Origin of the sequence: Brachybacterium sp. YJGR34 (assembly GCF_003347015.1) — a bacterium.
Taxonomy (GTDB): Bacteria; Actinomycetota; Actinomycetes; order Actinomycetales; family Dermabacteraceae; genus Brachybacterium.
In genome coordinates this window covers 1-26,623 of sequence record NZ_PNFB01000010.1, presented here as the reverse complement: position 1 = coordinate 26,623, position 26,623 = coordinate 1, and the positions used below count along the sequence as shown (strand labels likewise).

General features: G+C 71.8%; 24 protein-coding genes and 1 tRNA gene. 14 read left to right on the top strand and 11 right to left on the bottom strand.

Going from position 1 to position 26,623, the window contains the following annotated elements; translation table 11 throughout:
• Positions 1–165 precede the first annotated feature (165 nt).
• Complete coding sequence (locus CXH06_RS10300) at positions 166–1,377, top strand: pyridoxal phosphate-dependent aminotransferase (protein WP_114855099.1); 1,212 nt, start codon at positions 166–168, stop codon at positions 1,375–1,377.
• Positions 1,378–1,449: 72 nt separating this feature from the next.
• Here CXH06_RS10300 and CXH06_RS10295 read toward each other — a convergent pair whose 3' ends face one another.
• Together CXH06_RS10295 and CXH06_RS10290 are read right to left on the bottom strand one after the other, a co-directional pair.
• Positions 1,450–2,916 carry an FAD-dependent oxidoreductase gene (locus CXH06_RS10295; protein ID WP_114855098.1) on the bottom strand — a complete coding sequence of 489 codons (1,467 nt, stop codon included), beginning with the start codon at positions 2,914–2,916 and terminating at the stop codon, positions 1,450–1,452.
• Positions 2,917–3,084: 168 nt separating this feature from the next.
• Positions 3,085–3,762, bottom strand: coding sequence for an AIM24 family protein (locus CXH06_RS10290; protein WP_114855097.1), 678 nt, complete (start codon positions 3,760–3,762; stop codon positions 3,085–3,087).
• A 169-nt stretch (positions 3,763–3,931) separates the two neighbouring features.
• Here CXH06_RS10290 and CXH06_RS10285 point away from each other — a divergent pair, with 169 nt between their 5' ends.
• From CXH06_RS10285 to CXH06_RS10275, 3 genes are all read left to right on the top strand, one after another.
• Entirely contained in the window at positions 3,932–5,896 is a 1,965-nt protein-coding gene (locus CXH06_RS10285) for a serine/threonine-protein kinase (protein ID WP_114855184.1), read from the top strand.
• A gap of 126 nt (positions 5,897–6,022) precedes the next feature.
• A complete protein-coding gene (locus CXH06_RS10280) occupies positions 6,023–6,823 on the top strand; it encodes a thioredoxin domain-containing protein (protein ID WP_114855096.1) in 801 nt (266 codons plus the stop codon).
• A gap of 53 nt (positions 6,824–6,876) precedes the next feature.
• Positions 6,877–6,948 (top strand) — tRNA-Thr (locus CXH06_RS10275).
• A 198-nt stretch (positions 6,949–7,146) separates the two neighbouring features.
• Here the strand turns inward: CXH06_RS10275 and CXH06_RS10270 are convergent.
• The gene (locus tag CXH06_RS10270; RefSeq protein WP_114855095.1) at positions 7,147–8,268 is read right to left on the bottom strand and encodes a hypothetical protein; all 1,122 of its coding nucleotides are present in this window, start codon (positions 8,266–8,268) and stop codon (positions 7,147–7,149) included.
• Positions 8,269–8,616: 348 nt separating this feature from the next.
• On the opposite strand from CXH06_RS10270, the gene CXH06_RS10265 reads away from it, so the two are divergent.
• Positions 8,617–9,309, top strand: a complete 693-nt coding sequence (locus CXH06_RS10265) for a hypothetical protein (RefSeq protein WP_157975694.1) — start codon at positions 8,617–8,619, stop codon at positions 9,307–9,309.
• 10 nt (positions 9,310–9,319) lie between these two features.
• Here the strand turns inward: CXH06_RS10265 and CXH06_RS10260 are convergent, their stop codons facing one another.
• Complete coding sequence (locus tag CXH06_RS10260) at positions 9,320–9,997, bottom strand: uracil-DNA glycosylase (RefSeq protein WP_114855093.1); 678 nt, start codon at positions 9,995–9,997, stop codon at positions 9,320–9,322.
• Positions 9,998–10,074: 77 nt separating this feature from the next.
• On the opposite strand from CXH06_RS10260, the gene CXH06_RS10255 reads away from it, so the two are divergent.
• The 8 genes from CXH06_RS10255 to CXH06_RS10220 all read left to right on the top strand — a co-directional run bounded on the left by CXH06_RS10255 (position 10,075) and on the right by CXH06_RS10220 (position 19,096).
• Complete coding sequence (locus CXH06_RS10255) at positions 10,075–10,461, top strand: DUF3263 domain-containing protein (RefSeq protein WP_114855092.1); 387 nt, start codon at positions 10,075–10,077, stop codon at positions 10,459–10,461.
• A 62-nt stretch (positions 10,462–10,523) separates the two neighbouring features.
• A complete protein-coding gene (locus CXH06_RS10250) occupies positions 10,524–11,108 on the top strand; it encodes a LytR C-terminal domain-containing protein (protein WP_114855091.1) in 585 nt (194 codons plus the stop codon).
• Between the two features lie 388 nt (positions 11,109–11,496).
• A complete protein-coding gene (groL, locus tag CXH06_RS10245; RefSeq protein WP_114855090.1) occupies positions 11,497–13,140 on the top strand; it encodes a chaperonin GroEL in 1,644 nt (547 codons plus the stop codon).
• A gap of 467 nt (positions 13,141–13,607) precedes the next feature.
• The gene (locus CXH06_RS10240; RefSeq protein ID WP_114855089.1) at positions 13,608–15,182 is read left to right on the top strand and encodes an HNH endonuclease; all 1,575 of its coding nucleotides are present in this window, start codon (positions 13,608–13,610) and stop codon (positions 15,180–15,182) included.
• A gap of 58 nt (positions 15,183–15,240) precedes the next feature.
• Complete coding sequence (locus tag CXH06_RS10235; RefSeq protein WP_114855088.1) at positions 15,241–15,699, top strand: SRPBCC family protein; 459 nt, start codon at positions 15,241–15,243, stop codon at positions 15,697–15,699.
• 486 nt (positions 15,700–16,185) lie between these two features.
• Complete coding sequence (locus CXH06_RS10230; protein ID WP_232820304.1) at positions 16,186–17,187, top strand: TRAP transporter substrate-binding protein; 1,002 nt, start codon at positions 16,186–16,188, stop codon at positions 17,185–17,187.
• 5 nt (positions 17,188–17,192) lie between these two features.
• Positions 17,193–17,765 carry a TRAP transporter small permease gene (locus CXH06_RS10225; RefSeq protein WP_114855182.1) on the top strand — a complete coding sequence of 191 codons (573 nt, stop codon included), beginning with the start codon at positions 17,193–17,195 and terminating at the stop codon, positions 17,763–17,765.
• 2 nt (positions 17,766–17,767) lie between these two features.
• Positions 17,768–19,096, top strand: a complete 1,329-nt coding sequence (locus CXH06_RS10220; RefSeq protein ID WP_114855087.1) for a TRAP transporter large permease — start codon at positions 17,768–17,770, stop codon at positions 19,094–19,096.
• Between the two features lie 18 nt (positions 19,097–19,114).
• On the opposite strand, the gene CXH06_RS10215 is transcribed toward CXH06_RS10220, so the two are convergent.
• From CXH06_RS10215 to CXH06_RS10200, 4 genes are read right to left on the bottom strand one after another with little or no spacing between them, the layout of a single operon-like run.
• Positions 19,115–19,945: an energy-coupling factor transporter transmembrane protein EcfT gene (locus CXH06_RS10215; RefSeq protein ID WP_114855086.1), complete on the bottom strand. Its 831-nt coding sequence runs from the start codon at positions 19,943–19,945 to the stop codon at positions 19,115–19,117.
• Positions 19,942–21,726 (bottom strand): ABC transporter ATP-binding protein, encoded by a 1,785-nt coding sequence (locus CXH06_RS10210; RefSeq protein WP_232820303.1) that lies wholly within the window; start codon positions 21,724–21,726, stop codon positions 19,942–19,944. Before CXH06_RS10210 ends, CXH06_RS10215 begins: the two co-directional genes overlap by 4 nt.
• Complete coding sequence (locus CXH06_RS10205) at positions 21,723–22,277, bottom strand: ECF-type riboflavin transporter substrate-binding protein (RefSeq protein ID WP_114855085.1); 555 nt, start codon at positions 22,275–22,277, stop codon at positions 21,723–21,725. Before CXH06_RS10205 ends, CXH06_RS10210 begins: the two co-directional genes overlap by 4 nt.
• Before the next feature lie 38 nt (positions 22,278–22,315).
• A complete protein-coding gene (locus CXH06_RS10200; protein ID WP_114855084.1) occupies positions 22,316–23,155 on the bottom strand; it encodes an S-adenosyl-l-methionine hydroxide adenosyltransferase family protein in 840 nt (279 codons plus the stop codon).
• Between the two features lie 92 nt (positions 23,156–23,247).
• Between CXH06_RS10200 and CXH06_RS10195 the strand changes: the two genes are divergently transcribed.
• The gene (locus tag CXH06_RS10195) at positions 23,248–24,114 is read left to right on the top strand and encodes an endonuclease/exonuclease/phosphatase family protein (RefSeq protein ID WP_114855083.1); all 867 of its coding nucleotides are present in this window, start codon (positions 23,248–23,250) and stop codon (positions 24,112–24,114) included.
• Here CXH06_RS10195 and CXH06_RS10190 read toward each other — a convergent pair.
• From CXH06_RS10190 to CXH06_RS10180, 3 genes are all read right to left on the bottom strand, one after another.
• Positions 24,051–25,058: an LLM class flavin-dependent oxidoreductase gene (locus CXH06_RS10190; protein WP_114855082.1), complete on the bottom strand. Its 1,008-nt coding sequence runs from the start codon at positions 25,056–25,058 to the stop codon at positions 24,051–24,053. The two genes, CXH06_RS10195 and CXH06_RS10190, sit on opposite strands and share 64 nt — an antisense overlap.
• A gap of 121 nt (positions 25,059–25,179) precedes the next feature.
• Positions 25,180–26,160: a cation diffusion facilitator family transporter gene (locus tag CXH06_RS10185; RefSeq protein ID WP_114855081.1), complete on the bottom strand. Its 981-nt coding sequence runs from the start codon at positions 26,158–26,160 to the stop codon at positions 25,180–25,182.
• Entirely contained in the window at positions 26,157–26,516 is a 360-nt protein-coding gene (locus CXH06_RS10180; protein ID WP_114855080.1) for a helix-turn-helix transcriptional regulator, read from the bottom strand. Before CXH06_RS10180 ends, CXH06_RS10185 begins: the two co-directional genes overlap by 4 nt.
• Between the last annotated feature and the right edge of the window lie 107 nt (positions 26,517–26,623).

Sequence of the window (26,623 nt, the reverse complement as noted above, 5' to 3'; positions counted from 1 at the left end):
AATCGTGGCGTGGGCGGCGGCCGGAGCCACCACTGTTACTGAAACTATGAAACTAAAGCGATGGTTTCGTCAAGCGCGAGGGCGGGCCGGAGTGCGGGCGCCGTCGCACCGCGACCCGTCGCGACGCTACGCTGTGGGCCACCGACCCCAGGCCAGGAGCCCCTCATGATCTTCACCCAGTCCTCGAAACTGCGCGACGTGTGCTACGAGATCCGAGGACCGGTCCCCGCCGAGGCAGCCCGTCTGGAGGCCGAGGGGCACAGCATCCTCAAGCTCAACATCGGCAATCCGGCCCCCTTCGGCTTCGAGGCGCCCGACGAGATCCTCGTCGACATGATCAAGAACCTGCCCACGGCGCAGGGGTACTCGGACTCCCGGGGGATCCCCTCGGCCCGTCGCGCGGTCGCGCAGTACTACCAGACGCGGAACATGCCGGGCATCGAGCTGGACGACGTCTACCTCGGCAACGGCGTCTCCGAGCTGATCCAGATGGTGTGCCAGGCGCTCGTCGACGACGGCGACGAGGTGCTCATCCCGCAGCCCGACTACCCGCTGTGGACCGCCTCGGTCTCCCTGGCCGGCGGCCGCGCGGTGCACTACCGCTGCGACGAGGAGGCGAGCTGGTGGCCGGACGTCGAGGACATCGCCTCCCGGATCACCCCCCGCACCAAGGCGATCGTGGTGATCAACCCGAACAACCCCACCGGCGCCGTGTACCCCGAGCACGTGCTGCGCGAGATCGTCGAGGTGGCCCGCAGGCACGGGCTGATGATCCTCGCCGACGAGATCTACGACAAGATCCTCTACGACGACGCGGTCCACGTGCCGATCGCCTCGCTCGCGCCGGACCTGCTGAGCATCACCTTCAACGGCCTCTCGAAGGCCTACCGGGTGGCCGGCTTCCGGGCGGGATGGATGGCGCTGTACGGGCCCCAGGAGGACGCGACCAGCTTCATCGAGGGGCTGGACGTGCTCTCCAACATGCGCCTGTGCCCCAACGTCCCGGCCCAGCACGTGGTGGCCACCGCGCTCGGCGGGCACCAGTCGATCCAGGACCTGCTCCTGCCCGGCGGCCGTCTGCGCGAGCAGCGGGACGTCGCCTACGAGGGGCTCAGCGCGATCGACGGCGTCAGCGTGGTCAAGGCGCAGGGCGCGCTGTACATGTTCCCGAGGCTCGACACCGAGATGTACGACGTCGAGGACGACGAGCAGTTCGCCTACGAGCTGCTGCGCTCGCAGAAGCTGCTGGTCACGCAGGGGACAGGCTTCAACTTCCCCACCACGGACCACTTCCGGCTGGTCACGCTCCCGCCGGCGGAGGTGCTCGCCAACGCGGTGGACCGCATCGCCGACCACCTCGCGACCATCCGCCGCTGAGCGAGCGGGAACACTGCGGGCCCGGGACCTCGACGGAGGTCCCGGGCCCGCAGTGTTCAGGCGATCAGGCGATCAGGCGCGAGACGGCTCCTGCACGGCGTCGCGGGAGACGCGGACCATCTCCTCGCGCTCGACGACCTTGATGCGCGCACGCGGCTCACCGTCGGCGTCCACCGCCGCGGCGCCGAGGGACTGCTCGTGCGCGTCCAGGGCCATCCAGCCGTCCCAGGTCGTGTACTCCACGCCCCGGTCCTCGAGCAGGCGCAGGATCGCCTCGTCGTCCCGGACGGGCGCCGGGGCGAGCACGCCGGCGTCGATGTCCTCGAGCACGCAGGCGATGGTCTCGATCGCATCGGACTTGGTGGCGCCGATCAGCCCGACGGGGCCGCGCTTGATCCAGCCGTTGGCGTAGACGCCGGGGATCACGGTGCCGTCGGCCTCGGTGACGCGGCCGGCGGCGTTGTGCAGGACGCCGCGCTGCGGGTCGTAGGGGATGCCCGGCAGCGGGGAGCCGTGGTAGCCCACGGCGCGGTAGACGGCGCCCAGCTCGTAGTCGACGAACTCGCCGGTGCCCTGGAGGGTGCCCTCCTCGTCGAGGTGGGTGCGCTCGAAGCGCATGCCGGTGACGGAGCCGTCCTCGCCCAGGATCTCGACCGGGCGGTGCCAGAAGTGCATGTGCAGCCGGCGCTGCACCGGGCGGCCCTCGCGATCGGTGGGCTCCTCGCCGGCGGCCTCGCGGCGCTGCTGCTCCTCGAGCCAGCCGACGAAGGTCTGGACGACCTGATCGGTGCGCTTGTCCGAGCGGATCGCCTCCCACTGGGCCTCGGTGATCTGCTCGAGGTCGCGCGGATCCATGACGACCTGCAGGCCCTGGGGGTGGGCGAGCTCGCGCGCCTCGAGCGGCGAGAACTTCGTCTGGGCGGGTCCGCGGCGGCCGAAGACGTGCACGTCGGTGGTGCGCGCGTCCTTGAGACCGGTGTGGACGTTCTCGGGGATCTCGGTGCGCAGCAGCTCGTCGGCGCTCTTGGAGAGCACGCGGGCGACGTCGAGGGCCACATTGCCGTTGCCGATGACCGCGACCTGCTCGGCATCGAGCTCCCAGGTGCGGGGGTAGTCCGGGTTGCCGTCGTACCAGGCGACGAAGTCGGCGGCGCCGTGGGAGCCCTCGAGCTCGACGCCCGGGACGGGGAGGTCCGCGTCCTTGAGGGCGCCGGTGGCGAAGATGACGGCGTCGTAGTGGGTGCGCAGGTCCTCGGCGGTCAGGTCGGTGCCGAACTCGACGTCGCCGAGGAAGCGGATGTCGCCGCGGCCCAGGATCCGGTGCAGGGCGGTGATGATGCCCTTGATCCGCGGGTGGTCGGGCGCGACCCCGTAGCGGATCAGTCCGAAGGGTGCGGGGAGCTGGTCGAAGAGGTCGATCGAGACCTCGAGCTCACCGCTCTTGACCGGCGCGGAGCGCAGCAGGGTCTCGGCGGCGTAGACCCCGGCGGGGCCGGAACCGATGACGGCCAGGCGGAAGGGCTGCTGGGAGGAGGACATCTCACCTCGGTCTCGTGGCGCGGAGCGCCGGGTTCGGGCGCGTCATCCCGTGGTGAGGACAGGCGCACCGCAGAGCAACGATTTCCGCACCACTGTATACGCGGAATTCCACACGGCCTCGTCTCTGTGAACAGTGTGACGCCGTGCGGCGCCGGCCGCCCCGCGGCCTCAGGAGCCGGTGATCGGGTGGAAGCCCTCGGAGGGCTGGACCACCACGAAGCCCGGTCCGTGGAAGCCGAGCTGGAAGGACTCGCCGGAGCCGCGGCCGATCAGCGAGCCCATCTTGAAGTCGTTCTTGATCTGCGGCTGGAGGTTCGCGGACCAGCACACCGCGGCCTGGGGGTCCACGAAGGTGGGCTGCTGCGAGCAGTCCAGCAGCATCGGCGGCCCGTCGGAGGTCACCGCGACCATGCCGTGCCCCTGGAGGACCAGGTTGAACAGCCCGCCGGCCATGAAGGCCGCGCCGCCCAGGGAGCGGATGTCCCACTCGAGCGAGCCGTCGAAGGCGAGCATGCTCTTCGTGTTCAGAGTGAGGGCCTCGCCCTCGAGCTGGATCAGGAAGATCTGGTCGGCGGCGCGGGCGAAGAAGATCTCTCCCTGCCCGCGGGTGCGCATCATGTTGCCGCCCTCGCCGGAGGCCATCTTCTTGAGCATCCGCATCCCGCCGCCGGAGCTCTGGTAGGAGAAGTCCATCTGGCCCTGATAGGCGACCATCGCGCCCTGCGAGGAGATGATCTCGGGCGACTGCGGGGTGAGCGCGCAGCGCAGCATCCTGTCGGACTGCAGCGCCCACCGCTCGGTGGTCTGGCGCTCCTGGTTGACCGCATCGAACAGGTTCGAACGCATGGGCCGGGACCTTCCTGTCGGGAGCCGGGCGGCCGGCTCGACCTGCGGCGCCCACCGCGCCGCGTCCCGATCGTCTCACGGCCGCGCCGCCCGCGGGAGGCGGGGAGACCCTGTGGGGGAGCGGTGAAGCGGACGCGTCCGCGCACCGCGTCCTCGTAGCATGGCGTCCATGGCCGAGTCCCGATCCTCCTCCCGTCCCCGCCGCGACCCGCGGTTGCGGGAGCTCGCCGAGGAGTCGGGGTACGAGATCCTGGACCGGATCGGCGCCGGCGGGATGGGCATCGTCTACCGCGCGCACGATGCCGACGGCAATGACGTCGCCATCAAGCTGCTGCGCCACGAGATCTCCGACGACCCCCGGGCCCGGGAGCGGCTGGGGCGGGAGGTCGCGGCGCAGAAGCTGGTGCGCAACGACAACATCGTGCGGATCGTCGATGCGGAGCTGGACTCGCCGGAGGCCTTCGTGGTCACCGAGTTCGTGCCGGGACCGACCCTCGAGGAGGCGGTGCGGGGGCACGGCGGTCTGCATCCCGAGGCGGTGCGCGAGATCGGTCTGGTGCTGGGGGAGGCGCTGCGCGCGATCCATGCCTCCGGCGTGATCCACCGCGACCTCAAACCCTCGAACGTGCTGCTGCGCGGGGCGGGAGAGGGGGATCTGGCCGGCTTCGATCCGGACGGCGACCACCTGGACCCGGTGATCATCGACTTCGGGATCGCACTCGCCGCCGAGGAGTCCCGCATGACCTCCACCGGGCTGGTGATGGGCACCGCCGCGTACCTCGACCCGGAGGTGATCCGCACCGACCGTTCCGGCGAGGCGGGCGACTGGTGGGCGTGGGCGGCGCTGCTCGCCTTCGCCGCGACGGGACGTGAGCCCTTCGGCAGCGGGCGCGCGGACCTCGTGTTCCTGCGGGCCGAGCGGGGGGAGATCGACCTCGAGGGCACCCCGAGCGAGCTCGGGGACTGGCTGCGCGCCGCCCTGACCTCGGACCCCGCGCAGCGTCCCGCGCCGGAGGACCTGCTGGCGCGCCTCGCGGACCTCGACCTCAGCCACTACCCCGACCCCGGGGAGACCGAGGCCCTCGACGCCGGGCCCCGCACGGCGGTCCTCCCCGTGGCGGGGGCCGCGGCGGCGGGCGCGGCCGACGACACCGCGCCGGAACCCGTCGACGCCGAGCCGCCCACCGAGGCCCTGCCGGCCGCGACCACCCCGGCCGAGCCGCCCACCGAGACGCTGCCCCGGTACGAGGAGGAGCCGGTCACCGAGGCGCTGCCGGTGACGAGGACCCCCACCAGGGCGTTCCCGGTGCTCCCGCCCGAGCCGCCGCAGCGGCCCGCCCCGACCCTCCAGCAGCCGGTCGTCGAGCATCCGGTCCAGCCGTTCCCCGCGCCGCAGCAGCAGCCGCCGCGCCAGTACGCGCCGCTGCAGCAGCAGCAGCCGCAGCCGATGCCGCCGCAGCCGATGCCGCCGCAGCAGGGCCTCGCGCAGCCGTGGCCGCAGGGCGCCCCGGTGCCGGGGGCCTGGGGGATGCCGGTGCCGCCGCCGCGGCGACCGCTGCTGGTCTGGACCGGGCACCTCCTGCTGATCGCCCTCGCGGCGGTGGTCCCCTACGTCGCGCTGGCAGGTCTCCTGCTGCTCGGAGCCCTGGCCCGGGCTTGGGAGCGATCCCATCAGGCCGTGACCGCGCAGAGGCTGCGCGGGGCCACGGGCAGCGCACCGCTGTGGCGCGCCGGCCTCGCGAGTCCCTTCCGCGTGCTGCAGGGCCTGGTCGAGATCGTCCTGCAGGCGCTCTTCCCCCTGATCCTCGGCATGCTCGTGGGGATCGCGCTGGACGCCTCGTGGACGCTGCTGCAGGGCACGCCGCCGCCCGACGGCATCCCCTATGCCACCGCGCTGACGATCACCCTGCTGATCACCTGGGTGGGGCTGGGCAGCCGCACCACCCGCAACGGAGCGCATCGGATGCTCGACGCCGCGGCCCCGGACCTGGTCTGGGGCGCCGTGGTGCAGGTGCTGCTGCTGGCGATGCTGGGCGCGGTGGTCTTCACGCTCCTCACCCGCGCGGGCATGGTCGATCTCTTCCCCTTCTACGCCTGGCCGAGCCTGGACGACATCGCCCTGTGGCGCCGCTGACCGGCGATGCTGCGCCGCCGGGTGCGTGAGGTCCCCCATCCGGCCCCGGCGCGCCCAGGTGCGGGCCGCTAAACTCGCTGCGATCTGTCATCCACGTGAGCCCCGGAGCGGGGGCGAGGAGATTCCATGGCCGCGTCCGGTTCGTCCCAGTCGGCGCAGGAGCGCCGCGAAGCACAGCGCGAGGCCCTGCGCCAGCAGCGCCACGCGGAGCTGAAGCGCCAGCGCTCGGTGCGCACGGTGGTGATCGCGGCGATCACGGTGGTCGCGCTCGTGATCGCCGGCGGCATCGGCTTCCTGATCTACCGGTCGGCGCAGCCCGAGGGCCCGGTGGCGGTCCCCGAGGGGATGAGCGCGGATCAGCCCTACCTGTCGCTGGGCGCCCCGGAGGACTCGGGCGCGCCGGTGCTGGAGGTCCATCTCGACTTCATGTGCCCCTACTGCGGCCAGTTCGAGGACATCAACGGTGCGGACCTGGAGCAGCTGGTCGCCGACGAGGAGGCCACCGTGCACCTGGTGCCGCGTCGTTTCCTGGACACCCAGTCCAGCTCCGGGGACTACTCCTCCCGCGCAGCGGCCGCCATGGTGTGCGTCTACGAGGACGATCCCGCCAACGTCCTGCCCTTCCAGCAGCTGATGTTCGAGAACCAGCCCGCCGAGGGCTCGGCCGGTCTCGACGACGAGCAGATCTGGGGCTACGCGCAGGAGGCCGGGGCCTCGGACGCGGTCGAGTCCTGCATGTCCGACGGCACCTACGAGCGCTGGGTCAAGGAGGTCTCCGACCCCTACGGCGAGGAGAACGGCGGCGGCACGCCGTACGTCGAGATCGACGGCACCGAGTTCCAGGACTGGGCCACCGAGGGCGCTCTCGCCCAGGCCGTCCGGGACGCCGGCGAGGGCTCCGCGGCGTCCGACGCCGGCGAGGGCTGAGCGGACTCCCTCTACACTGTCGGGGCTGGCCGAGGCATCGGCCAGCCCCTCCCGCTGGAGTGGCGCAACGGTAGCGCACCTGTCTTGTAAACAGGCGGTTGCGAGTTCGAATCTCGTCTCCAGCTCTCCGCCCCGGCACGGTCAAGTATGGCCGTGGCCTGGCTCGATAGGCCGAGAGGCCCGCCCCCGTTCAGCCCCGGGGTCGGGCCTCTCGGCCTGCTCGGACACGGGAGAGCCTCCGAGAATGGTGCGGATCCGTTCCATCCGCCGGCTCGATCCGGATCAGATCCGCACCGTTCTCCGTCGGACGGGCGCAGCGCCTCTCAGATCGTCGTGTACGACGCCCGGTTGACCATGAATCCCTTGCCGGTCATGGTGTTCCAGCAGGTCATCCCGGTGGAACGGCTGGTGCAGGCCATGTCGCCGTAGATGGCGCTCTCCCCGTACTCGAGGGTCTGCGCGTCCGGCCCCCCGTAGGTGCTCCCACAGGCGAGCCGCGCCTCCGATTCGCTGACCCCGATCGAGAAGGCGTCGTCGTCGCAGTCCGCGCTGCCGCTGCCGGAGAAGTCGTGGGAGCCGAGGGTGCAGCCGACGGAGTCCTCGGACAGGCTGCAGGTGATGTTCCCGGTGGGGGAGGCGATCGCCCTGAGCTCGATCGCGCCCTCGGGAGCGGGGGAGACCGGGTCCGGGGGCGTCGTCTCCTCCGCGGTGGTGGGCTCCTCACTGGGCGTGGTCGCCTCGTCCGTCGGCTCCTCGGTGGTCGCGGCGGTGGTCGGGGAGGGTGCCGCCTCCTCGTTCCCGCCGAGGAGGGCGCGGCCCGCGAAGACGGCGGCGAGGAGCAGCACGATCGCGAGCAGGAGGCAGCCCAGGCCCGCGCCCCAGAGCAGCGGACCGCGGCGTCGCGAGCCCTCGGCGGGCTCCTCGGGGCGCGCGGGTGCGCTGTCGGGGTGGGCGGCGATCGGCATCGCCGCCGTCGGCGTCGGGTCGACCGACGGGGCGGGGCCGAGCGGCACCACGGCGTCGGTGTCGGCGATGCGCACGCCGTGGGACTCGGCCGAGGGCGGGGTGAGGATCGGGGACTGGTCGGGGCCCGCCGGCAGCGGGGTCGAGGCGCCGAGGAAGTCGCCCCAGACGGGCTCGTCGGGGATGTCCTCCCAGGCGGGAGCTGAGGTGGGGGTCAGACGCGGCCGCTGCACGGGGTGCTCCTCGGTCGCCGGCCCCTCGTCCTCGTCCGCGGCATCCTGCCCGGCCGCGCGGTGCGCGTCGTAGGCCTCTCGCGCCCAGGGGTCGGTCGCCAGGATCCACTCCCGTGCGACCTCGGGGGTCGAGGGGTTCAGCACCAGCAGGCGGTGCAGCTGCGGACGTGATTCGGTGAGCTCGATGAGGCGCTCCGGAGCGGTGCTCGGATCGCCGGCCTCCTCCGCTGCTGAACGGGGCTCTGCCACCGCACTCTCCCTTCCTGACGTGGTGCGCCGTCGGCGCCGGGCTCGCTCCGCTCCCGGCCGGGGCGGCGCATCGAGCCCAGAGAATGACATACGCACCCGGACGAGGACCCGGCGTAACCCGCTCGTCGGACGGGGTGCGCATCCGCCCCGGGAGGGCGTCACAGGGGCGCTCCTGGGCACTCGCCTGCGGGGATTCCGGTGATCGAGGAGCGCGGGATCGACCGCGGTGCGGTGTGACGAGGCACGCACCCGGAGTCGTGAGGATCCGTACGATGGCCCTGTGCCCGGGGACGCCCCGGGCGCCGGGGGACGAAGCCCTCGGGACGAGCGGGATCGCCAGGAGGGGCCATGGGGCAGCCGTACCAGGGGCAGGGAGGCTCGCCGGGGGCGTCATGGGGCCCACCGGCGCAGGGACCCGCGGAGCCGCCGCGCCGCTCCCGCGCCGGGCTGTGGGTGGCGCTGGGTTGCGCAGGGCTCGTGATCGTGCTGCTGCTGGTGGCGGTCACCGGCGGCATCATCCACCTGGCCACCCGGGACGGTGGGAGCGGAACGGCGACGACCGAGCCGGCGCTCGCCGAGCACTCCGAGGAGTACTTCGCGCTGAGCTACCCCTCCACCTGGTTCCGCATCGAGGAGACGTCCGACGACGCGGACGCGGGGCAGGTGCTGGAGATCGCCGACGAGGAGATCCCTCCGGAGGAGTACGACGTCTACGCGCCCAACTCCCTGACCGTGTACGTCTTCGACGGAGACCTCCACGCCCAGGCCGAGTGCGAGATGGGGGCCATCTGGCTCGGGACCTTCTGGGACGTCTCCGAGGACCCCGAGGCCCTCGATCCGGTGACCGTCGGCGGCGAGGAGCTGGTGGCCTGGCGGGTCTCCGGGACCCACGCCGATCAGGACGCGGTCAGCGAGATCTACTGCGCCGACATCGACGGCAAGGTGCTGCAGATCGTCGTCGAGACCCACGGCGCCGCCGAGATCAGCCCCGCGCTGCGCACGATCCTGGACAGCTGGACCTGGACCACCGCGCCGGAGTGAGCGTCGCCGCTCAGCGGACCACGCGCCAGTCGACAGGCTGTGCGCCCTGCTGCTCGAGCAGCGCGTTCGCCCGGGAGAACGGGCGGGAGCCGAAGAAGCCGCGGGACGCCGAGAGCGGGCTGGGGTGCGGGCTCGCGAGATGCGGGACGTCGCCCAGCATCGGCACCAGCGACTGGGCGTCGCGACCCCAGAGGACCGCGACCAGCGGGCCGCCCCGAGCCACCAGTTCCCGGATCGCGAGCTCCGTGATGTCCTCCCAGCCGCGTCGTCGGTGGGAGGCGGGAGCGCCCGGGGACACGCTGAGCACACGGTTCAGCAGCAGCACCCCCTGGTCCTGCCACGCGGTGAGGTCGCCGTGCGGGGCCGGCGGGATGCCGAGGTCGCTCTCGAGCTCGGCGTAGATGTTGGTCAGGGAGCGCGGCAGCGGCCGGACGTGCTGCTCCACCGCGAACGAGAGGCCGATGGCGTGCCCGGGGGTCGGGTAGGGGTCCTGGCCCACCACGAGCACCCGGACCTCGGACATCGGCCGGGTGAAGGCGCGCAGCACGAGGTCGCCGGCGGGGAGGTACCCCCGTCCGGCCTCGTTCTCGGTGCGCAGGAACTCGCCGAGGGCGTGGAGGCGGTCCTCCGCGGGGGAGAGGGCCTCGGCCCAGTCGGCGCTGATGATCTCGGTGAGCGGCTTCGACATGTGAGCAGTCTTCCATCCGGCTCCGGTCGGCGGCGCGCCGCCCGTCGGCCCCTCGGCGCCCGGCGTACGCTCGGAGGATGCCTGTGGACCCTGCTCGCCCGACCGACGGCGCCGCCCGCGCCGCGAGGGCCGCCGTCCCGTCGGCCGCGACCCCTGGGGCCGACGACGACACTCCCGCGGCCGTGTCCGATCCCTCACTCCCGGTGGCCCGGGGCGGGCTGACCGAGCGGGACCGGCGGATCCTCGCGCTCGAGAGCCGGACCTTCCGCTACGTGGGGGCGAAGGAGCGGGCCATCCGCGAGGAGATCGGCGTGTCCAAGGTCGCCTACTACGTGCGGTTGAACGCCCTCCTGGACGATCCCGACGCCCTGCGCGCGGCACCGGCCCTCGTCCATCGCCTGCGGGGGCGGCGCACCTCCGAGGACGGTCCGGCGACCGCCGTCGACACCGATCGCGTCGCCTGAACCACGCCCGGGCAGGGCGTGTGCTCCGCCTCCCCGGGGCGCGGAGCAGGTTTAATGGGGCCGTGGCTGATTCCCAGTATCCGTACCCGCCGGACCGTTTCGACGACGAGGCGGACGCCGTGACCTTCCACGGCGCCCACCGCGCCGAGGAGCCGTTCTGGCGTCAGAACCTGCTGTACCTCATCATCATCGGCGCGGCCGTGGTGCTGCTCGTCGTGCTCCTGTTCATCATCGGCGGGATGGGCGGCGACGGTGACGAGCGCGCGGAGGACCCCACCACCGCCGCGCAGTCCGAGGGCAGCGAGGCGCCCGCCGAGGAGGGGGCCGCCGAGGAGGAGCCCGCGCCCGAGCCGGACCTCACCACCCCCGTGACCGTCGTCAACGCCGGCGGCATCAACGGGCTGGCCGGCACCTGGCAGGGCGAGCTCGAGGGTCAGGGCTGGGAGGACGTCTCGGTCGCCACCGCGGACAACCTCCAGGAGGAGCCCGTGGTCTTCTACCGCGACGAGGCGGATGCCGACAGCGCCCAGGCGCTCGCCGAGCAGGTCGGTGCCGGCGAGGCCCGGCAGAGCGACGAGTACGAGGCGCCGATCACCTTCGTCGCGGTCTCCGAGCCCGGATCCGAGGGCGAGGAGGCCGAGGGCTGAGGCCCTCCGCCGCACGGCGCCTTCCCACCGTTCGCAGAGCCCGCCGCCCGCGCGCCGTCCGCCCTCCGGGGCGCGCGGCCCGCGGGCGGTCGTGCGCTCTGCGCGAGATCTGTCCGGTGCGGCCCATCCGATCCGTGGAGGGTTAGCACTCTCCGCCTCCGAGTGCTTATGATGATCTGGCACTCGTCGATCGAGAGTGACAGCGCCTCGCGCGCTGCGCTCCCGGGAGGCGGGTGCCAGATCGGGAAGCGGTCCACCGCTTCGCCGGCCACGAACATTCCGGCCCCGTGAGGGGGTCGGCGCCGTGGGACATGAACACGGCGTCGGCTCTCGTCCGTCGCGGGCACTGGGTCGGGTGGACACCACACCACACGGGAGAGATTCCACAATGGCCAAGCTCATCTCTTACGACGAGGAGGCCCGGCGCGGCCTCGAGCGGGGAATGAACCAGCTCGCCGACGCCGTCAAGGTCACCCTCGGCCCCAAGGGTCGCAACGTCGTGCTCGAGAAGTCCTGGGGCGCCCCCACCATCACCAACGACGGCGTGTCCATCGCCAAGGAGATCGAACTCGACGATCCCTACGAGAAGATCGGCGCCGAGCTCGTCAAGGAGGTCGCCAAGAAGACGGACGACATCGCGGGCGACGGCACCACCACCGCCACCGTCCTCGCCCAGGCCCTGGTCAAGGAGGGCCTGCGCAACGTCGCCGCCGGCGCCAACCCGATCGCGCTCAAGCGCGGCATCGACAAGGCCGTGGCCGCGGTCTCCCAGACCCTGCTCGTGCAGGCCAAGGAGATCGAGACCAAGGAGCAGATCGCCTCCACCGCCGCCATCTCCGCGGCCGACCCGGCCATCGGCGAGCTCATCGCCGAGGCCCTCGACAAGGTCGGCAAGGAGGGCGTGATCACGGTCGAGGAGTCCAACACCATGGGCCTCGAGCTGGAGCTCACCGAGGGCATGCGGTTCGACAAGGGCTTCATCTCCCCGTACTTCGTCACCGACGCCGATCGCCAGGAGACGGTGCTCGAGGATCCCTACATCCTCCTGCTCTCCTCCAAGGTGTCCTCGGTCAAGGACCTGCTGCCGCTGCTGGAGAAGGTCATCCAGGCCGGCAAGCCGCTCGCGATCATCGCCGAGGACGTCGAGGGCGAGGCCCTGGCGGTGCTCGTCGTCAACAAGCTCAAGGGCTCCTTCAAGTCCGTGGCCGTCAAGGCCCCGGGCTTCGGTGACCGCCGCAAGGCGATGCTCGAGGACATGGCCATCCTGACCGGCGGCCAGGTCATCTCCGAGGAAGTCGGCCTCAAGCTCGAGACCGCGGGCCTGGAGCTGCTGGGCCAGGCGCGCAAGATCGTCGTCACCAAGGACGAGACCACCATCGTCGAGGGCACCGGCGACGCCGAGCGCATCGCCGGCCGCGTCTCGCAGATCCGCACCGAGATCGAGAACTCCGACTCGGACTACGATCGCGAGAAGCTCCAGGAGCGTCTCGCGAAGCTGGCCGGCGGCGTGGCCGTCATCAAGGCCGGCGCCGCCACCGAGGTGGAGCTCAAGGAGCGCAAGCACCGCATCGAGGATGCCGTGCGCAACGCCAAGGCCGCCGTGGACGAGGGCGTCGTCGCCGGTGGCGGCGTGGCGCTGCTGCAGGCCGGCGCGGACACCTTCCCGACGCTCGAGCTGGTGGGCGACGAGTCCACCGGTGCGAACATCGTCAAGGTCGCCGTCGAGGCCCCGCTCAAGCAGATCGCGATCAACGCCGGTCTCGAGGGCGGCGTCGTGGCCGAGAAGGTCAAGCACCTCCCCGTGGGCCAGGGTCTGAACGCGGCCACCGGCGAGTACGAGGACCTGGTCGCCGCCGGCATCATCGACCCGGTCAAGGTGACCCGCTCCGCGCTGCAGAACGCGGCGTCCATCGCGGGCCTGTTCCTCACCACCGAGGCCGTCGTGGCCGACAAGCCGGAGCCCGCTCCGGCCGGCGGCGGCGACGACATGGGCGGCATGGGCGGCATGGGTGGCATGGGCGGCATGATGTGATCCAGCCTCACGGCTGATCGCGTCGCTCCCACCCGAGCGTCACGGGCCCCGATCCTCTCCGGAGGGTCGGGGCCCGTTGCCGTGTCCGGGGAGGCGGGGCGGTGGGGTGGTGGGCGTCGGATCGGGGTGCCGACGAGGGTGGATATGGGGGTCGCCGGCATTCGTGGTCGGTGTTCTTCTCGGGTGATCGTGGATCGGGGTGTCCATTCCCGCGCGGGAGCCGGCGCGGTGCACCGGACCGGACCGCTCGTCCGGGGTGCGGCAGGTCGCTCGTGGGCTGCAGAGGGGTCATCGCAGGTGAAACGGGGGAAGGGGTCTCCCCGTGAGCAGTTCGCCCCTCCCTCGCCGACCGGAGCATCGTCGCGGAGTGGGGAACGCTGCGGTGACGGTTCCTCCACACCTGGTGGTTATCCACAGAATGCTCGTCTGTCTGTTCGATTGTCGGGGGTGTTCGTAGGGTGGTGGGTATGGATGAGTTCCGTTCTGCGCACAGCAGCCACACCGGTGACGGGGACACGCCCCGCCCCGGTGGCGGCGCGACGCAGGACGCCCTCACCGCGGCCGCCGAGCTCCTGGCTGGAGTGGAGGCCAGCGACTCGGCGCGGCTGCTGCTGGCAGAGGTGACGGCAGCAGTGGTCACGGCGTTCACCACCACCAGCTCCGTGCGCGACCCCCTCCCCGACACCGCGCCGGACAGTCCCGCGGAGGGCCTGGCGGTGGTGGCGGGGATCGACCACCTCAGCGCCTCGCTGGCGGCGCTCGATGCGCGGTGGCAGGTCGCGACCCAGCAGCGGATCCACCACGCCGATCGTGAGGCTGGTGTCGCGGCGCGGTCGCGGGGGAAGGGGACGGCGCAGGAGATCGCGCTGGCCCGCCGTGTCTCTCCGGCGGCGTCGTCGTTCTCCCTGGCCGCGGCGCGGCGGATGGTCCAGACCATGCCGGAGCTGCTCGACGCCCTCCAGACCGGGGCCGTCACGACCCTGCAGGCCCAGACCGTGGCCCGGTCTCTCGATGCGGCGTCGCCGGAGACGTGCGGGGAGGTGGATCGGATGATCGGCGAGCACCCGGAGGCGCTGCACGGGAAGAGCCGTGGACGGTTGCGCTCGGATATTCAGCAGTTGATCCAGCATCTCGAGCCCGGTACCTCCCGCGCGAGGGCTGAGCGTGCTGCCCGGGCTCGGCATGTGACGATGACGCCGCTGGCTGATGGGATGGCGCGGGTGTCGGCAGTGCTGCGCGCCATCGAGGCCACCGCCATGATGAAGACCCTCCACACCCGCGCCGAAGTGGCCCGGGCTGCGGGAGCGAAGGACCCGGTGCCCGCGCTGGAGGCCGATGCGCTCGTCGACGCAGTCCTGACCGGCACGGACGATCAGCACAGTGCGGGGCCGGGGCTGGATGTCGGGATCGTCATCACCGACACCGCTCTCCTCGATCGCGACGACGGCCAGTGCGCGAAACTCGAAGGCTACGGTGCGCTGCCCGCCCATATCGTCAGCGACACCCTGCTGGGGCGCCCACCCGGCCACCTCCCTCGTCGTGGGGAGGCTCATCCGGATCGGGAGGTCTCGGCGGTGTTCCGCCGTCTGTACACCTGCCCGTCCAGTGGGCAGCTGGTCGCGATGGAATCCCGCGCTCGTGCGTTCACGACCGGGTTGGCGCGGATGATCCGGTGGCGGGACGAGACCTGCCGGACACCGTGGTGCAACGCCAGGATCCGACACACCGACCACGCCACCCCCGTCCACGCCGGCGGGGTCACCAGCTACGCCAACGGCCAAGGACTCTGCGCCCGCTGCAACTACCTCAAAGAACACGGCCTCTGGACCCTCACACCCCTCAACGGAGACCCGGCGTCGGAGACGACCACCACCAGCGACGAGACGCCGCCGCCCAGCACCTCCACGCCGACGGGCTGGCGTTGGACCAGCCCCCACGGCGCCCGAGGCACCTCCACCACCCCACCCCTGTTCACGAACCGACTCCGACACCGCCGCGCCACCCGCCACCACCACGACACCCCCGGCAACGACCCACCCTGACCACCCCGCATGGTGGCCATCTCGCACGGCACGGCCCCTCGCGGTGAAGAATGGCGCCATGACCTACGCGCTCCAGGAATCCCTCGTCATCCCCGCCTCCCCGATGGAGGTCTATGCCGTCATCAGCGACGTGACCCGCACGGGGGAGTGGAGCCAGCAGTGCTACCGCTGCCGGTGGGATTCCGACGCCCGCGGCGTCGGCGCCCGGTTCACCGGTGACAACCGCACCCCCGAGCGGGAGTGGAGCACCACCTCAGAGGTCATCGCCGATGTCCCCGGCGAGCACTTCGCGTGGTCCGTCGGCCCCGGCCGGGCCGAATGGGGATTCCGTCTCCGCGAGGTCCCAGGCGGCACCGAGCTGACCGAGTACACGCGCACCACCGAGTACCTCGAGGCCGTCTTCGCCGAGCGCTACGGGGACCGTGCCGAGGAGGAGATCGCCGTGCGCCAGGCCGCCGCGCGGGAGGGGATCCCCGCCACGCTCGCGGCGCTGCGGGAGGTCCTCGCCGCGCGCTGAGGACGATCGTCGCCCCGATCCGCCGCGCGCCGCGATGTGGGGTGCGTCTCCGTCGGGGCGCCCCGTCCTCGGCGATGTGTCACGTCCATGCAGGTCAGGACCGAGAACCGGTCTCTTCCGCACGGTGAGGCAACCTCCGGCAAGCGCTGAAGGAGTGATCTCGCGCTCTGACACTCTGAGCGCGGTCGTCACCGCGGTGCGACCGGGCACTGGTGCCGTCGGGCACAGCTGCCCTCTCCAGGACGCCTGCGTGGTGCGTCCACCGCATCGCGCACGGCCCGGGCTCCGAAGGACAGGAGTCCCGCCCCCTCCGGCAGGGAGCCAGAGCGCGCCGCCCGCGCCCTGAACGCCACCCGCCGGTGCGCCCGTTCGAGGAGGAATGCTGTGCGAGCACCAGTGCATCGCCGTCGAGGAGCCGCGCGCTCCGGCGCCGGCCCCCGAACCCCCGGCGGGAGAGCGATAGACCGACGGGGCTTCCTGGCGGCCGTGCCCGCCGCCGGCCTCGGAGCCGCCCTGCTGGGCGGCTGCACCCCCTCGCAGGGGGTGATGGCGGACGTGGACCGCGTCCTGTCCATCTCGCTGGGCCAGGCGGAATCCCACCCCAGCTATGGCTCCCTGGTGACCTTCGGCGAGCGGATCGCCGAGGCGACCGACGGCCGCTACGGCGCCCGCGTCTACGCCAACAACTCACTCGGCGACCAGCAGGAGACCGTCCAGCTGGTCTCCGACGGTGCGATCGACATGGCCGTCATCTCCGGCACCCAGATCGAGAACTCCTCGCCGCGCTTCCTGCCCATGAACGTCCCCGGCGCCTTCGACGACATCGACCACCAGAACCGGGTGATGCTCGACGAGTCGATCGTCGGCGACCTCTTCGCCTCCCTCGAGCCGGACATGCGCCTGACCGTGCTCGGCGGGTACACGCAGGGCGGCCGCCACCTGTACACCGTCGGCGGGCCGATCGAGTCCCCCGAGGACCTCGCCGGGATGAAGATCCGCGTGCAGGAGTCCGAGATCTTCCTCCGTCTCATCCGGAACATCGGGGGAGTCCCCACCCCGCTCGCCTACAGCGAGGTCTACACGGCGCTCCAGGCCGGCGTCCTCGACGGCGCGGAGAACAACGAGATCTCCTACGTCACCCAGCGCCACTACGAGGTGGCCGGCCATTACACGAGGACGAACCACCTCGTCGGCTTCGACTTCCTGCTCGCCAGCACCGATCTGCTCGAGGAGATGGAGCCCCGGGACGAGCAGGCGCTGCGGGCGGCGTGGGAGGAGACCCAGAGCGAGTTCGTGGAGATCTGGAAGCAGGAGACGGAGGCCGCCACCGAGGAGATGCTCGAGAACGGCGTCGAGATCACGGATCCCGATCCCGAGGCCTTCGGGCCGATCATCTCCGAGACCGGCCTGTCGATCCTCGAGGATCCCGAGGACCTGGCGCTGTACGAGGCGATCCGCGCCGTCGCCGAGGACGGGGGAGCGTCGTGATCCGGATGCGGGAGGGACTGCTCGCGGTCCTCAAGGTGCTGTGCATCGCGCTGTTCTCGGTGCTGGTGGCGGTGGTCGTCTGGCAGGTGTTCACCCGCCAGGTGCTCGGCGCGCCCAGCGACTGGACCTCGGTCACCGCGCAGTACATGTTCGTGTGGCTGAGCCTCTTCGCGGCCACCCTGGTCTTCGGGGAGCGCGGCCACATCGCGGTCGACGTCGTCGCCGATCGCGTCCCCGCCGCGGCCCGTCGCGCGCTGCGGGTCCTCGTGCAGGCCTCGACCCTCGCCTTCGCCCTGCTGGGCATGGTCTGGGGCGGGATCCGCGGCATGTCGATGTCCTGGGACCAGGCGATCCCCGGCTTCCCCTTCGCCGTCGGCCCGATGTACCTCGCCCTGCCCGTCGCCGGTGTGCTGATCGCCCTGCTCGCTGCGCAGGACCTGGTGCTCGCGGTGCGCGGCGACGATCTCGCGCCCCTCGAGCAGACCGACGACGAGGCGGCGGAGCTCGCAGGTGCCGCCGCGGCGGCGACCGTCGTCCGCGAGCCCGACAGCCGTCGCGACGACGAGAAGGAGCGCTGACCATGGACCCCGCGATGCTCGCCGGCATCATCCTGATCATCGGCATCATCATCCTCATCGCCATCGGTGCTCCGATCGCGATCGCCATCGGACTGCCCTCGGTGGTGGCCCTCGTCGCCGTGGTCGGCGCGGAGCCGGCCGTCTTCGTCTCCGCCCAGCGCATGTTCACCGGCGCGAACTCCTTCTCCCTGCTCGCGATCCCGTTCTTCGTGCTCGCCGGGCAGCTCATGAACACCGGCGGGGTGGCGGCCCGTTTGATCGACGCGGCGAAGGTCCTCGTGGGTCGCATGCCCGCCTCCCTCGCCCAGACCAACGTGGTCGCCAACGCCCTGTTCGGCTCGGTGTCGGGCGCGGCAGTGGCCTCGGCCGCGGCGGTCGGCGGCATCATCACGCCCCGCCAGCGCAAGGAGGGCTACGATCCCGCCTTCGCCGCCGCCGTGAACGTGGCCTCCGCCCCCTCGGGCATGCTCGTCCCGCCGTCGAACACGCTGATCGTGTACTCCCTGGCGTCCTCGACCTCCGTGGCGACGCTGTTCGCCGCCGGATACGGCCCGGGCGCGGTGTGGATGCTGGCCTGCCTGGCGATGGTGTGGATCGCCAGCCGGCGGCGCCCTGCGATGGTGGGATCGGACGACGGCGCCGCCCGCGGCCGGCTCACCCTCGCCCTCGCGCTGAGGACCCTGCTGTCCGCCGTGCCGGCGGTGCTCATGATGGTGATCGTCATCGGCGGCCTGGTGGGCGGGATCTTCACCGCCACCGAGTCCGCGGTGATCGCCGTGGTGTACTCGCTCGTGCTGGGCTTCCTGTACCGGGAGCTGACGGTGAAGAAGCTGCCGGCGGTGATCCTGTCCGCCACCCGCACCACCGGTGTGGTGATGCTGCTGATCGCCGTCTCCAGCGTGCTGGGCTGGGTGCTGGCCTACGCGACCATCCCGCAGCTCATCTCCACCGCGCTGCTGGGCGTCTCGTCCTCGCCGGTGGTCGTACTGCTGCTGATGATGGTGGCCCTGCTCGCGGTGGGCATGTTCATGGACCCCACTCCGGCGATCCTCATCTTCACCCCGATCTTCCTGCCGGTCGCGATGGAGCTGGGGGTGGATCCGATCCACTTCGGCCTCATGATGACCTTCAACCTGTGCCTGGGCACGATCACCCCGCCGGTCGGCGTGATCCTGTTCGTCGGCGCGAGGGTGGGACGCCTCAAGGTGGAGCCGGTGATCCGGCGCCTGGTGGTCTTCTACGTGCCGCTGGTGATCGGCCTGCTGCTGATCATGTTCGTCCCGCAGATCACGATGTTCCTCCCCGACCTGCTGGGGATGTCCGCCGAATGATCCCGGCGGGCCCGCCCGCTACACGAACGGGTTCCAGAACCGTCCCCCGTTGACGACCAGCAGCACGGCCGGCACCGCGACCAGCACCGCCGCGACGACCATGAGGAGCACGTCGGGCGTGCGCAGCGGTGTGCTCACCAGCCAGGTGCGCCGCCGCCCGCGCCCGAAGCCGCGCAGCTCCATCGCCGAGGAGATCGACTCGATGCGGTCGAAGGTGCCCAGCAGCAGCGGCATCAGCACCGAGGTGAGGTTGCGCAGGCGCGTGCGCAGTCCCGCCCCGCGGGTGGTGTCCAGCCCTCTCGCCTGCTGCGCCTGGGAGATGGTGCGGAACTCCCGCTGCACGTCGGGGATGTACCGCAGCGCCAGCGAGACGGAGTACGCGATCCGGTACGGCACCCCGATCCGAGCCAGCGAGGAGGCGAACTCCGGGGGGCGGGTGGTCGCCACGAACAGCAGCACGGAGGGGAGCACCGCGACGTACTTCAGGGTGACGGCGAGCTGGTAGAAGAGCTGCTCGCTCGTGAGGTCCCAGCGCCACGGGCCGTCCACCAGGACGTGCCGGGTGCCGAACAGCTCGGTCCCGTAGCCCGGCGCGAACAGGAAGATCCCGATGTTGTTGAGGGTCATGAAGATCGCGATGAGCCAGATCACCACCGCCAGGTCCCGCACCCGCACCCGGGAGACGCCCCACAGGACGATCGAACCGGCCGCCACGACCGCGAGATAGCGGACGTCGAAGCCGAGCATCGCCCCGAGCACCACGCCCAGGGCGAGCACCAGCTTGGAGACCCCGGACAGGGCGTGGAGGGGTCCGCGACGGTCGATGTATCCCAGCACCGGAGTGGTCATCGACGCTCCTCCCGGCTGGCGCGGTCCACGGCGACGAAGCGGTGGACGAGGGCGTCGGGCTCGGCCAGGCCGCAGCGCTGCGCCAGATCGTGCAGGCCCGTCGTCACGAGATCCGCGCGCCGTGCCAGCTCCGGATCGGTGAGCACCACGGCGGGATCCGCGTCCGCCAGCAGCTCGCCCGCGGACAGGACCAGGACCCGATCGGTGTGCTCGAGGGCGAGGTGCATGTCGTGGGTGATGAGCAGGACGGTGGTGCCCGTTTCGTTCAGGGAGCGCAGGAAATCCATGAACTCGGTGTAGTGCGCGTAGTCCTGGCCGGCGGTGGGCTCGTCGAGGATCAGCACCTCCGGGTCCAGCGCGAGCACGGAGGCGATGGTCACGCGCTTGCGCTGTCCATGGCTGAGGGCGGAGACGGGCCAGGAGCGGAAGGCGCTCAGCCCGCAGGCCTCGACGACCGTCGTGATCCGCGCGGCGATCTCCTCCTCGGGCAGGCCCCGCGCGCGCAGGCCCAGGGCGATCTCGTCCGTCACGAGGGGCTGGGAGATCATCTGGCCCGGCTCCTGCAGCACGAAGCCCACGTGCTCGCCCCGCTCGGCGAGGCTCCAGGAGCTCGCATCGGCCACCCCGATCCGCAGCTGCCCGCCGGTGAGCTCCTCGAAGCCGCAGATCACGCGGGCGAGGGTCGACTTCCCGGCGCCGTTGGAGCCGAGCACGCCGATCATCTCGCCGCGCCGGACGCGGGCGGTGAGGCCGTGCAGCACGACGGCGCTGCGCTCGGGGCCGACGGGGATCTCGCAGCGCACGTCGCGCAGATCCAGGGCGGTGGCCGCTCCGTCGACAGTGTGGGAGGTCCCCGGGCGCGGGTCCAGGCGCCCGTCGGCCACCCAGGTGCGCACCGCGGCGATCTGCTCCTCGGACAGCGCGATGTCCGTGCCGCGGGCGGGATGCTGGCAGGCGGTGACGGGCGTCCCGGCGTAGCGCAGGGCGGCCACGTGGAGGGGCGGGCGGATGCCGTGCTCCTCGAGCACCCCCGAGGCGAGGATCTCGTCGGGCGGGGCGTCGGCGACGATGCGCCCCTCGGCCATGAGGACGATCCGATCGACCCCGCGGTGCAGGACGTCCTCGAGGCGGTGCTCGACGATCACGATCGTCCTGCCGTGCTCGCGGTGCAGATCGTCGATCAGCTCGACGGCCCGTCGCCCCGTGGCGGGATCGAGGTTCGCCAGCGGCTCGTCGAAGAGCAGCACCTCGACGTCGTCCACCAGCACCCCGGCGACCGCCACGCGCTGCTTCTGCCCGCCGGAGAGGCGCTGCGGCGACTCCGCCAGGCGGTCCCCGATCCCCGCGAGCTCCGCGGCCCGGTCGATCTGCGGCGGCATCCGGTCCCGGGGGACCTCCTGGTTCTCGAGGCTGAAGGCGATGTCCTCGGCGACGGTGAGGCCGACGAACTGGCTGTTGCTGTCCTGCAGCACGGTGCCGACTCCCGAGGCGGTCTCCACCAGGGGCACGGCCGCGGGGTCCTTCCCGAGCACTCGCACCAGCCCCTCGGCGGTGCCGCGATGTCGGTGGGGGATGAGCCCGTTGATGGCGCTGATCAGCGTGGACTTGCCGGAGCCGGAGGCGCCGACGACGGCGATCTTCTCCCCGCGGCGCACCGTGAGGTCGATGTCGCGGAGGGTCGGCTCGGACTGGGCGCGGTACTGGAAGGAGTACCCCGCGAGCTCGATCAGCACCTCCCCGCGGTCGTCCGCCCCCTCGGCGCCGGTGCTCGCCGCGCTCACCGGTCGTGGCTCAGCGAACCGGTCCTGGTGCGGGTGCGGGCGTAGACCGAGAGGATGACGGTGCCCAGCACGCAGGCGGTGATCGAGTTGGAGACGAAGGCGAGCGCGCCCTGCGTCCACACCTTGTTCGCCGGCTCGGAGTAGATCAGGAGGTCTCCCAGCGGGGCCACCAGCAGCCAGGCCACGGCATTGGCGAGCACCACGGCCAGCGAGAACCGCGCCGCGGTGGCCCGGGTGAACTCGCCGTCGCCGATCGCGTTCCTCAGCAGCAGCAGTCCCACCACCAGGCCGAACACGCCGGACGCGAGCTCCCAGGAGATCCAGATGCCGTATCCGGTGGCATCGATGAGCAGGTGGCCGATGAAGCCGGCGAGGGCGCCGACCCACGGGCCGTAGAGCACGGCGAACACGGCGAGGATCGCGTACTGGATGGAGATCGAGGTGTTGGGGACCGGCGTCGGGATCGCGACGAAGCGCCCCAGCACGAAGAAGAGGGCGGCGCCGATGCCGATGGCGACCACCTGGGTCACCGCGGAGGGGGAGCGGGTCATGGGATGTCCTTCGGGTCGGAGGGGAGCTCGGGATGCTCTCAGCGCACGGGGACCAGGGTCACGTGCCAGGAGGCTCCGGTGCCGAGCGAGAAGGCGCGGGCGTAGTGACCCCGGTTGATGGCGATCGCCATGCGGTCCAGGGAGTTCACGTAGAGCAGGGACTCGCCCACCTCCACGGCGGCGAAGCTGTGGGCGTAGGTGACCTGGGCGGCGTGCACCACGGTGTCGTGGTGGCGCACCCGCACGGTCACGCGGTCGCCGCGCTCGACGCCGAGCTCCCGGAACAGGGTGCGCGGGATCGAGGTCCACAGCGAGCCGTAGCGCACGTCGAGGGTGTCGATGGTGCCCTCGACCGCGTCACCGCGGCGCGCCGGCGCCGTGACGGGGAGTCGCACCAGCTGCGCCGGGTCCAGGGATCGGCCGACGTCCGCGAAGGTGGTGGCGCCGGAGGCGAGCCGGGCCCCGGTGAACGCGTAGATGTCCCGGCCGTGGAAGGTGTAGGACTCCTCGGAGCCGGGGCGGCGGTTCCTCGTCTCGTCGATCTCCCGCACCTCGGCGATGCCGAAGATGTCCTCGAGATGGGTGAGGGTGCCGTTGTCCGGGGTGACCACGTAATGGCCGGTCCTCGTGCGGGCCACGACGGACAGACGGTCCGACCCCACCCCGGGGTCCACCACGGAGACGAAGACCGTGCCCTCGGGCCAGTAGGTGAGCACCTGGGCGAGCCGGTAGGACCCCTCCCAGATGTCGTAGGGCGGGATGTTGTGCGTCAGATCGTGGATGCGCAGCGCGGGGTCGACGCCGACGGCGACGCCGTACATCGCGCTCACCGCGCCGTCGTCGAGGCCGAAATCGGACTGCAGGACCAGAGGATTCATCCCGCCAGTATGCGACGGGCGCGGCGACCCTCGCGCGCTCCGACCACAACTGTTGCCATGTCGGGACGTTCGCGATGGGCCAGGATGGAGCGATGAGCCCCTTCGACGCCTCTGCGCCCTCCCTCACGGTCCTCACCCAGAACATCCGCTGCCACCGCCCGCAGACTCGACCCGGCGAGGCCGACCACTGGGAGCAGCGGGCTCCGGTGCTCGCCCACCTGCTGCGCGCGATCGATGCCGACGTCATCGGCACCCAGGAGGTGCTCCCGGTCCAGATCCCTGTCCTCGACGAGGTTCTGGAGGGCACCCATCTGCGACTGGGCATCGGCCGCGACGGCGGCGGGCGCGGTGAGCACAACCTGCTGTTCCTGCGGCGCGAGCGCTTCGAGGTGCTGGACTGGGAGCAGTTCTGGCTCTCCGAGCAGCCCGCCCTCATCGGCTCCCGCGGCTGGGACGGGCACTGCCCGCGCATCGCCGTCCAGGCGCGGGTGCTCGATCGTGCGAGCGGGCAGGAGCTCGTGCTCGCCGTGACGCACCTCGACCACGCCGGCGAGCGCGCTCGCGCGGAGGGTGCGGCGCTGCTGGCCGAGCGCCTCGGCGCGGTCGCGGACGGCGCGCCCGTCGTGCTCCTGGGAGATTTCAACGCGGCCGGCGGCGACAGCGCGCCGTGGCGGGTGCTGCGCGGCACCGGCCTCGAGGACGCCCATGACGTCGCCGCCGCGCGCGCCGGGGAGGACATCGGCACCTTCCCCGACTACGGCCCGCCGGAGCCGGGCGGCGTCCGGATCGACTGGATCCTCTCCCGGGGCCTCGCCGTCGAGCAGTACGCAGCGCAGGTCCCGACGCTCGACGGGCGCGCGGCGAGCGACCACGCGAGCGTCACAGCGCGGCTGCGTCAGACGCCCCAGGCCTCGGCCAGCAGCTCGATGCCGCGGATGCGGTGCTCGGGATCGAAGTAGTTCGCGGTGAGGATCAGCTCGTCCGCCCCGGTGGCCTCGACGATCGCCTCGAGCTGCGAGACCACGGTGGACGGGGAGCCCACGGCGCGGATCGAGAGGGTCTGCTCGACCTGCTGCATGAGGTGCTCGGGGTAGCGGCCCTCGAGATCCCGCGGCGGCTGGGTCTTCATCCGCTGCCCGGTCACCACGCCCAGGAACTGCTGGACGTTGGTGGTGAACAGGTGCTCGGCCTCCGCGTCGGTGGGGGCGACGACGACGTTGACGCCCACCATGGTGTGCGGTCGCTCGATCTGCGCGGCCTCGCTCCCGGCGGCGTCGAAGGTCTCCCGGTACACCTGCAGCGCCTGGAGGTACTGGAAGGGCGCGAAGTGGGAGGCGACCGAGAACGGCATCCCGAGCTGCGCGGCGAGGCGCGCCCCGTTGGTGGTGGAGCCCAGGATCCACATCGGCACCTCGGTGCCCTCGGCGACGGCGGCGCGGATGGGCAGCTGCCCGCTGGGCTCGGCCCGGGACCAGTCGCGCATCTGCTCGACGGCGGCGATGAAGGCGCCCGGCTCCGCGGAGGTGCGGGCCAGCAGCTGCGCCGTGTACTGGTCGGTGCCGGGGGCGCGTCCGAGCCCCAGGTCGATGCGCTCCCCGTGGAACCGGACCAGGGTGCCGAACTGCTCGATGACCGCGAGCGGGGAGTGGTTGGGCAGCATGATCCCGCCGGAGCCCACGCGGATCCGCTCGGTGAGGGAGGCGGCGCGGTCGATCAGCAGGCTCGTGGCGCTGGAGGCGAGGGACTCGGTGTTGTGGTGCTCGGCGTACCAGTAGCGGAGGTATCCGGAGCGGTCCGCGGCCTGCGCCGCCCGCATCGAGCTCTCGATCCCCTCACGGGCGTCCTGCCCTTCGCTGAGGGGGACGAGATCGAGGATCGACAGGGGGACGTGCGGGGTGCTCATGAGTCGAGCCTAGCCACGCGCGGGGCTCCTCGGAGAGGGCCGCGGGGCGGGGAAGGATCACGCGATCGAGGGCCGACGGGCGGGAAGAGATCGGGGCGTGCGGGCGTTACCGGCCGGCGGCTCACGAGGCTGCCGGACCCGACGGCGGCCGCGTCGGGTCGTGGTCGTCGCCGTGGATCGGGACGTGCTGCTCGGGGATGTCCGCATAGGAGGCGGGGTCGGAGATCGGCTCCAGATGGGTCAGGACGGTGAGGTCCGGCAGGCAGCGGCGCAGCTCGTCCTCGAGGTCCTCGATGTAGTCGTGACCGTGCTTGACCGTCCAGTCGTCGGGCACCAGGACGTGCACGTTCATGTACTTCTGCTGGCCGGCCTCGCGGGTCTGCAGGCCGTGGAAGGTGATCGTGCCGTCGGTGCGGCGGCGCAGCACCTCGGTGATGATCTCGTGGTCCTCGTCCGGCAGGGCCTTGTCCAGCAGTCCGGAGACGGACTCGGTGAGCAGGCCGATGCCGGTGACGATGATGTTCACGCCCACGGCGAAGGCGACCAGGGCGTCCAGCCGCTCCCAGCCGGTCAGCGCCACCAGGCCCACGCCCACCAGCACGCCGGCGCTGGTGACGACGTCGGTCATGAGGTGCTTGCCGTCGGCCCGCAGCGTGATGGAGTTGTGCCTCCTGCCGGCGCGCAGCAGGACCAGGGCCACGCCGCCGTTGACGAGCGAGGCGATCACCACGATCACCAGACCGATGCCGAGGTTCTCGAGCGGCCGCGGGTTGAGGAAGCGCTCGACCGCGGTGACCAGGATGACCGCCGCGGCGACGAAGATCATCATCCCCTCGACCGCCGCGGAGAAGTACTCGGCCTTCGCGCGGCCGTAGAGGAAGCGCTCGGTCGCGGGCCGGGCGGCGACGGTGAGGGCGATGAGGGCGACGACGGCGGCGACCAGGTTCACGGTCGATTCGGCGGCATCGGAGAGCAGGCCCACCGAGTCGGTCATCACCCAGGCGCCGGTCTTCAGGGCGATGGTGACGATCGCGGCGACGATCGACAGCCACGCGTACGGGCGCAGGTCCGTCTTCGCGGGCGGGGCAGGGGTGGTGGTCATGCGCGGTGGTCCTTGAGGGGAGGGTCCGGGGCGAGGGAGCCGTCGGGGGCGATGTGCTCGAAGATCTGCTCGACGAGGGAGAGGACGTGGGGGTCCTCGACCGAGTAGTAGCTGTGCCGGCCCTCGCGATGGGCGGTGACGATGCCGGCCAGGCGCAGCTTGGCGAGATGCTGGCTGGTGGTGGGCAGGCCCAGCCCCACCTTCTCGGCGAGCGTGCCGACGTCGAAGCGGCCCGTGCTCATCAGGTGCACCAGGTGCAGCCGGGCCGGGCTCGCGAGCAGGGCGAAGGTGTTCGCCGCCGCGGCCAGCTGCGGGGCCGTGGGGGAGGGGGCCTCCGGGGGCGGCGCATCGGTCATGCGGCCAGTCTCCCCGGAGGTTCGACGCTTGCGCAAGGAGCGAAGTGTTCCTGTGGTCAGGACCACCCCGGACGGCGAGGAGGGGCGGTGCCCGCAGGCACCGCCCC